Here is a 4,175-nt window from a genome sequence, read left to right on the forward strand (position 1 = left end):
TGGCGCCTCGCCCACCGTACGTGATCGTGCCTCCAAGCGTTACCGAGAACTGCTACCCGGGAATTTCTCCAAAAGCTCCCCCGATCCTCCTCTCCCCGTACGCGCCTCCGGGGTTCTCTGCAATCCTGGAAGGCGCCCCGTGGTTTGCCCGGCTGCACTTTCCAAAGGGAAACTCTCTGATCGTTAAACTTCAGAAAGTCCGTATCGTGGCTGCAGCGCAGGGATTACCCGAAAGCGTGAAGGGCGAAATTGTGATCGGACACGGTGCCGAGGTTACCGGGAAACCGGAGGACCACACTGTTGTGGATATCCCCGCGGATCAAATTTCGTGCCCGCCGAATTCTCAAACCACTTGCGTGGTACTCGTGGAGCACGAGGGCACGGTTTACATCGTGACTCTCGCGCATCCCGTGGAGTGCACCCCCACAAAGGCAGCCAACCTCTGAATCAGAACGGCCTGTGAGCAGGGGGTCCGACAATACTACCGGCAGCCTGCTTCTCGCCGTTTTCGCAGGTGCAAGGCGTCAACCCTGGGTTTCTAAGGCACCACCGGGCGGGCAAAGTCTTCCGGCGTGATCCTGGGTTTAACGCTTCGCACGCACCGGAACCCCAGCCCGGGCTTCTTCGTCCCCTCATGGAGCACCAGCCGGGGTGTGCTTATCCGGGGCACTTCGACAGATTCCGGTCTGCGATCCAGGATGGAAAGCGTCGCGCCCCATATCACTCGGCCCCGGATCGTTCTGCTCGGAGATCCTGTCAGGTCGGGCAGGAAAGCCGTCGTGATCGTCCACTCAGCCACGTTGGAAAAAAGTCCCCTGACCGGGTGCTGCGGGTCCACAAGGAGAACCTCTCCAGTATCTTCTGTCACCGGGCCAAATGTAACATTGACTTTCTGTGTTCCAGCCCTGGATCGTTCACGTTCTAAATACGTCGCCGCCAGCAGGAATTCCACTTCCGTGGGGATTCGCTTGCCAAAAGCCTCTGCAAATGCAATCGCCTGATCGAGAGATATGCACACGAGCGGATCGTTGTCGTCGGGCTTTCCCGACAAGCAGCCTGTAGAGTCTGGTTGCTCGCCTTTGTTGCCACGATACCTTTTGAATGTAACCTCCTCTGTGTCCAGGAAAAAGCTGGGGACAAATTCACGATGCGGTGTGGGAACTGCGCCTTCGGAAGCCGAGGGCTTCCTCAGAGGAACGGTTGTGACCTCACCCCCGGGAATGAGCGCCATGTCGCGAGTCACAAACTGGTTAGGAATTTTGACCACGGGCAACGTGACTGTCTTGCCATCCCATGCCCACGAACGGTGAGGATAGATTGCGGGAACTTCTTTCCGATCGCGGGGCACGTGCCGATAAACCTCATGAAACCGGCCATCAGGAAGGTAGGCTACCACAAGATAATCTCCGGAAACGAGCTTCTGCAGCACGGGGCTTTTCCTGGGCGTGGTGGCCTTCTCTGGAACTGGTTCGCCTGACTCCGGATCAATCGGAATGAAAACCACATTGGCCCCCGAGGGGAGGGTATCCAAGGTGACCTGTCGGAACTGCGACCAATGTCGGTACACCTGGATACCGGCCGCTGTCGCCACAACGAGCGCCAAAGTCACCAAACCGGCCAACGTAATCGCCAGTGCGCGATTCCTTTCCACCCAGCGTGCTGTCCGGCCCATCCAGCCCACCCGTCTTGCGCGAATGGGCAATCCCGCGCGGAATCGCCGAAGATCCTCAGCAAACTCAAGTGCACTCTGGTAGCGGGCCGCGGGGTCTTTGGCAAGGGCTTTCAGGCAGATCGTTTCCAGATCTCTGGGGACTTGCCTGTTAAGACGTCGGGGAGGGATCGGATCCACAGATCGGATCTGGTCCAGCAGTCCATGCACACTCTCTGCGTTGAAAGGCAGCTTGCCAGCCAGCATTTCGTACAGGATCACACCCAGCGAAAACACGTCGCTGCGGGCATCGGCGTAGCACGCCCCTCCCTTGGCCTGTTCCGGTGACATGTATGACGGCGTGCCCAGGACAAGCCCTTCAGCCGTCACGGTGGAGTCGGTCGCCAGTTCTTTTGCCAGTCCGAAATCAGTGACATAGGCACGCTGGTTGGTATCAAGAAGGATGTTTCCCGGTTTCAGGTCCCGGTGGATGATCCCTTCCTGATGAACGTAATGAAGGGCATCCGCAACCTGGATACATATATCCACAATTTGACACAACGTCGGCCGCTTTGCTGCCAAATAATTGGCAAGCGTGCATCCCTCGATATAGTCACTTGCGATGTAAATCCGCCCGTCTGCGACTCCCACCTCATGAACGGCCACAATGTTGGGATGGCGGAGCTTGGCAGCAGCGCGGGCCTCGCGCAAAAACCACCGTTTCGTCCCCTCATCCATCATCTCTGTGCGGGGGATCTTGAGGGCCACAATGCGGTTGAGCCGAATATCCCGCGCTTTAAAGACTTCCCCGAACCTTCCGGTTCCTATGTGCTCGAGGAGCTGAAAATGACCTAGGGCGATGAGATCTTTGGGATGGATGGAGAGACTGGTCGTTTCAAAAGGATTGTGTCGACCGCAGCGCGGACAGACCACATCGTCGGGTAGCTTATCGACGCCCACTTCCAGCGTGCCCGAGCAGTACGGACAGCGGATGATCATGATTGCGCCCCCGACGATGTTCGCTGATCCAGACCCTCACCATTGATTCACTCACAATTCATTATATCACCCCCACGGGGATTGGAACCCATTGAGAGAAGAAAGGAAAGAAAAAAGTTGACGGGCGAGTACACGAACGGTGAGCATTTCCCAGACAGCCACCTGTCCTTCGGGATTTGCTCATTATGTTATGCGTATTTTGCAAAAACCACCGAGATGGTTCAAACGATCAAATCATTCGGTGGAAATTAACTGGCTTTCCCGGTTTTCCCCGCTGCTACTGGTAGGCACAAACACGCGAATGGGCCGCGCGATGCCCACATTCACTGCGTAGTTGCGGAGGCGGAAGCGAATCGCGGGGGTGATTTCCTGGCCTTTGCTGCAAAGGAGCGTCCCATTGACGGAGTACACGTTATCGGCCAGGATCAGGCCGTCCACCAGGTCGGAAACCTTCATCTCTCGCACCACACACACGCGATTCAGGTTGAGCGTCCGTCGCAGCGCCGCCACAACTGAGGGATCGTACCAGCCGTGACGATCCATGATTTCGGCGAGCGCCATCTCGGGGGAAATACCCGCCTGAATGAGATCGTCCCAATCCATGGCCAGTTTCAGTATCCGGGATCCCAGCGGAATCGCATCCTCAGAGACAAGATCGGCTGGAAATCCACGGCCGTCAAACAGCTTTTCTTGATAAGCCACAATGAGGGCCACTTGCTCGAGTCGGGGGATCTTGCTCAGCAAGTCGTAAGCAATTCTGGGATGCGTCTGATAGGTTAACTGTTCGTGCTCTTTGAGGGCCTCGCCCCGAAATACCTTCTGCACAATTTCGTCTGGCATGGCAATACATCCGATCGGGGCGAGCATGGCCGCAATCTCGACCTGCCAGGAATCGCGGACATTGAGCTCTCGACACAGGCGGGAAACGATTTCTCGCACGCGGAGGGCTCGCCCAAAGGCTTCGGGGGCCACCAGGCTCAGGATGTCGGTCAGCACGCGGATGCAGCCAGCCAGGGTTTTGGAGAGAAGCTCGCGCTCTGCTGTGATCAGCCGATACTGCTCCAGTCCCGCTTCCAGCGCACGAGCCAACACTTCCGCTGGACATGGCTTGGTCAAAAACCTGAAAATGTATCCCTCGTTGACTGCGTCAATGGCCGTTTGTTGGTCTGCGTTGCCTGTCAAAATCATCCGCACCGTGTCGGGATTGATCTCGCGGACTTGCCGCAGGAATTCGACTCCGTTCATATTCGGCATCCGCATATCTGAGACGACCACGGCAAACGGTCCCTTCTCCCTGACACAGCGCAGTCCTTCCTCAGGACCCAGCGCCGTCTCCAGATTAAATTTCCGGCGAAGCGTTCTCTGGAACGCCTGAAGGATATGGGCGTCGTCGTCGACAAAGAGAATTTTATCGCTCATGTTCCTCGCTCTTTTGCTGTTTCTCGAAGCATAGCCTGGCTCACATTTCCTTCACTGTCCTCTTCCCCCAGTGTTTCCTCGATCACCCGCTCTACCTCTTTCTCCCACT

General features: G+C 56.8%; 3 protein-coding genes. 1 reads left to right on the forward strand and 2 read right to left on the reverse strand.

Features of this window, described 5'->3' with window-relative positions; translation table 11 throughout:
• Positions 1-446: hypothetical protein (locus H5U08_RS11560; RefSeq protein WP_297033158.1), on the forward strand; the 446-nt coding region annotated here is incomplete at its 5' end.
• A gap of 92 nt (positions 447-538) precedes the next feature.
• Here the strand turns inward: H5U08_RS11560 and H5U08_RS11565 are convergent.
• Both H5U08_RS11565 and H5U08_RS11570 read right to left on the reverse strand, forming a co-directional pair.
• Positions 539-2,647, reverse strand: a complete 2,109-nt coding sequence (locus tag H5U08_RS11565; protein ID WP_297033160.1) for a bifunctional serine/threonine-protein kinase/formylglycine-generating enzyme family protein — start codon at positions 2,645-2,647, stop codon at positions 539-541.
• A 234-nt stretch (positions 2,648-2,881) separates the two neighbouring features.
• Complete coding sequence (locus H5U08_RS11570) at positions 2,882-4,066, reverse strand: HD domain-containing phosphohydrolase (protein WP_297033162.1); 1,185 nt, start codon at positions 4,064-4,066, stop codon at positions 2,882-2,884.
• Positions 4,067-4,175: the final 109 nt, after the last annotated feature.

Origin of the sequence: Thermogutta sp. (assembly GCF_014359955.1) — a bacterium.
GTDB lineage: Bacteria > Planctomycetota > Planctomycetia > Pirellulales > Thermoguttaceae > Thermogutta.